Here is a 3,335-nt window from a genome sequence, read left to right on the forward strand (position 1 = left end):
CTGATGCGCCGCTTACTTGTATTCAGACGCTCGACTGAGCCAAAACGGCAGGATGTGGTCTCGTGTCAACGGTGCGAGATTTAGAGGGCCTGGCGTATTCGGATTAGCCCAAAAGATTTCCTCAATCTCGGCGTGAGGCTCAACCGTCTCAGCAGTAGGAACGTGAAAAACTTCCGCAATAACCGTGTGGCCCGGCTCATTCGCGGCGGGAGCAGAGAATCGCTGGATATAGCTCACAGACGAAGGTACGACGTGCAACTGAAGCTCTTCACGCAGTTCCCTGCAAAGCGCATCAATGGCTTCTTCTCCCGCCTCGAATTTGCCTCCCGGCTGCATGAACGCCAAGGTGCCGCGCTTCCTGACGAGTAGTACATTCCCGTCTTCTCTCGTTATCACTGCGGCGGCAATGTAGATTTCTTTGGACATAGCCATGGATTCCATTTAGTTTTCGGCGTAACGGTGCATCCCGAAGATTGCCCCTTTGCGCTTGCCACTAGTGTATCGCCGTTTTTGCTAATGCTGGATTACAGGCTTGCGATGCGGGGTTGGCAGCTCGCTAACTGTTGGCTCACGAACGCCCCGACCGCCTGTCGCAGGTTGACATGCACCCCAAGCTCCCCTGCGATCGACCTTCCGCGCACCTATGGTTAATCCCTACATTGTCATCGCGGTCCAGCACTGAGGCGTTATAGCAATTGAGGTAAGGCATCGTGCCTTCCCTTCCTTCATAAACGGGATACCACTGAAATGAAAAAGATCATTCTCGCTGCCATGACGTCCGTCGCGATGCTTGCAGCGACCGCTCCCGCCTACGCCTATGACCACCATCATCACCCCGTATGCCACAAGGTGCGCGTACATCATCATTGGGAAAAGCGTTGTCATTGAGTCGTGGCCCGGCTTGTAGCCGTGGTTCCTCACGGCTACAAGTCCATTGAGAAGCGCAGATAAAGTCGCCACGACAATTTAGAAGGATGGCGAGCAATGGCACATTTGGGCGAAAAGGGATCTGGAACGAGACCCTGTGCTCAAGCAGAGTGATAGAACAGCGGCCATAGTCGATTATTTTACCTATTGATAATTTATAATCTACAGGCATTAATAGTGTATTTGCGACATCATGCTCTAGTTGATGATCTGTAAATTCAGGACTATCGACTAGTAAGAGCATGAATCAAATGTCGGTCGTCGCGTACACCGTTTTTGTCGACGGTGACGGTGGAATTTGCATGAACAAAGTATTCCTTTGTGCTTCCGCCATCCCTGATGCTGACAACAAAGCCGCGGTCGTCATCACGTCCCCAAGTGTTGTTGGGGTTCGGCTCAACTCCTGGAACAAGAACAAACCACCCCGGATCGCCGCTTCCCCACGTGGAAACAGAAGCCTGAATTTGTCGGTCTAGACGGTTCAAAATTACAATGCTCACGTCGATCTCCAAAATTAAATAATACGTTCGACTTTCGTCATCAAATATCGATTCTAGTCACCGATTTATGATGACGATGTTTTAAATCCGTCAAAAGTGTAAATCGTAAAAACTAAGCGAGCACCTATCCAAATATATAGTTTGACGGCAACTGGATAGTCTGGACTATCAACGATGTTCGATGAATGGTTGCTTCTGATCTAGTTGCCCCCCAGCGATGGATCGACGCGAGCAGAAACACACACCGCGATGCAGGACGCTTTGGACAGAGCTTCCGAATTAATACATAAGCGCGAACAGTTCTCAGAAGTCGTAAGAACCATGACTGGACAAGGCCCGATTGCGCGCCTTAAAATTAATTTATGGCAGGAACTCGAATTTCAAGAAAATCCTTGCAAAACCAGTGATGAAGTACATACACAGCTGATTTTTGAATTCGCATAACCGTGTTGCGCCATTGGCAATCGTTGGTGGACTTGGCATGTTACCGTGCAAACGTTGACGTGGTCTGCCTTGTGATATTCTGGTGGCACACAGCTCAATCGAACGCCACGCAGTGAGTGGGGACACCCAGGATGGATGAAAGGAAGCGCGATAGCATTGTGGCCTACCTGAAGCGCAGGATGGCCGAATTCGGTATCACACCAGAGGCCGTTGCTGCCTCAATCGCAGACGATCAAAGTCGACTTACCGCCGTCATTTATCGCGACGCTCTGGGCAATGGATGGGACGGCCAAGGTGTCGCTCCGCAGTGGGTCGTTCATGCGACCAGCGCAGGACAATCACTCGAGCATTTTGCAGTTCAGAAAGCAGCGAAACTCCCAGCTAGCAGCCGTGCTGTAGATTGGCGGGATGACCCATTCGCGGGAAGTCGGCTGGCAACGGTTAAGCCGGAGCATCGTCAAGCATCTTGACTCCACGTCACACATCACCCTTCATTTCCGCCTGTAGCCGGAACGAGAACGGCCGAAAATTCCACCGGCTATTCGTCATCCATAATCGACAAGATGTGGATTGACCGCTCAAAGTCACCAGATGTGCGAAAGGCCCCGGAGTTTAGTCCGGGGTCGAGAGCACGGATGCCGCAGGCATCCTGGTGGGCACTTGCTTCTCCTCAAGGTAGAGCAGAAAGATATCTATCGGCGCACCGGCGCATGACGACGCAAATGGGACGGGAACCACAATACCTCCCACCGCTTAAGCCACGGTTGGGACTAAGCGAATAGATACCAGGACGCTGAGACTAAACTCAGACGCTGGCTCCGCCCCTTCGCCCTGACGCATCATGGCAAGCAAAACACAAGATTGAGTCTCACGCGTTTTTCGATGTGCTGTCGGGTGGAGCACCTTCGCGAAAGAGGCTACTAAGCTGCGTACGTAACTCGGGAGAATCCGTGTGATGGTGCACGCTCACTGCGTGCTGCACAGCGACTTCCATGAGTTCCTTCTCTGTATCTGCCGAGATAGCGACCGAGCAGTTCATTTCGCTCGGAAACTCCCTGCAATCAATGTATTTTCGCGTCATGACGATACTCCTTGACGAGCCTGCAGAATGTGTACGCAGTGACAATCGACATACGTAATTATTATAGAACTCGTAAGTACTGGTTGCCAAAATTGTCAAATAAAACTCCGCTACTCTGTAGTTCATAACTGCCTTCGGTCATTGATTTATCAGATTCATTAAATTGGATTCCACAATTTTTACGTCGAATCTTACGCCCCGTCACTTTATCTACGACCCTCGTCGGGGATGGTGCATGACAACGCTCATACTGGCTACGATCGCTCCGCGACCTACTGCCGGACTGTCATCCTGCTGTCCTGCTGTCCTGCTGTCCTGCTGTCCTGCTGTCCTGCTGTCCTGCCTAGAATGCGCCTGCATACCCATGATCGCATCGGTACACT

At 51.3% G+C, this 3,335-nt stretch carries 4 protein-coding genes; 2 read left to right on the forward strand and 2 right to left on the reverse strand.

The features are described from left to right. Positions 1–12: 12 nt before the first annotated feature. Positions 13–426, reverse strand: coding sequence for an NUDIX domain-containing protein (locus tag U5A67_RS40260; protein WP_321959829.1), 414 nt, complete (start codon positions 424–426; stop codon positions 13–15). 321 nt (positions 427–747) lie between these two features. Here U5A67_RS40260 and U5A67_RS40265 point away from each other — a divergent pair, with 321 nt between their 5' ends. Then, complete coding sequence (locus tag U5A67_RS40265; protein ID WP_321818809.1) at positions 748–888, forward strand: hypothetical protein; 141 nt, start codon at positions 748–750, stop codon at positions 886–888. 1,162 nt (positions 889–2,050) lie between these two features. After that, a complete protein-coding gene (locus U5A67_RS40270; protein ID WP_415768391.1) occupies positions 2,051–2,341 on the forward strand; it encodes an H-NS family nucleoid-associated regulatory protein in 291 nt (96 codons plus the stop codon). 398 nt (positions 2,342–2,739) lie between these two features. On the opposite strand, the gene U5A67_RS40275 is transcribed toward U5A67_RS40270, so the two are convergent. Beyond that, positions 2,740–2,952, reverse strand: coding sequence for a DUF1059 domain-containing protein (locus tag U5A67_RS40275; RefSeq protein WP_321818812.1), 213 nt, complete (start codon positions 2,950–2,952; stop codon positions 2,740–2,742). Between the last annotated feature and the right edge of the window lie 383 nt (positions 2,953–3,335).

The sequence above is a fragment of the Paraburkholderia sp. J69-1 genome (assembly GCF_905220255.1).
Classification (GTDB): domain Bacteria; phylum Pseudomonadota; class Gammaproteobacteria; order Burkholderiales; family Burkholderiaceae; genus Paraburkholderia.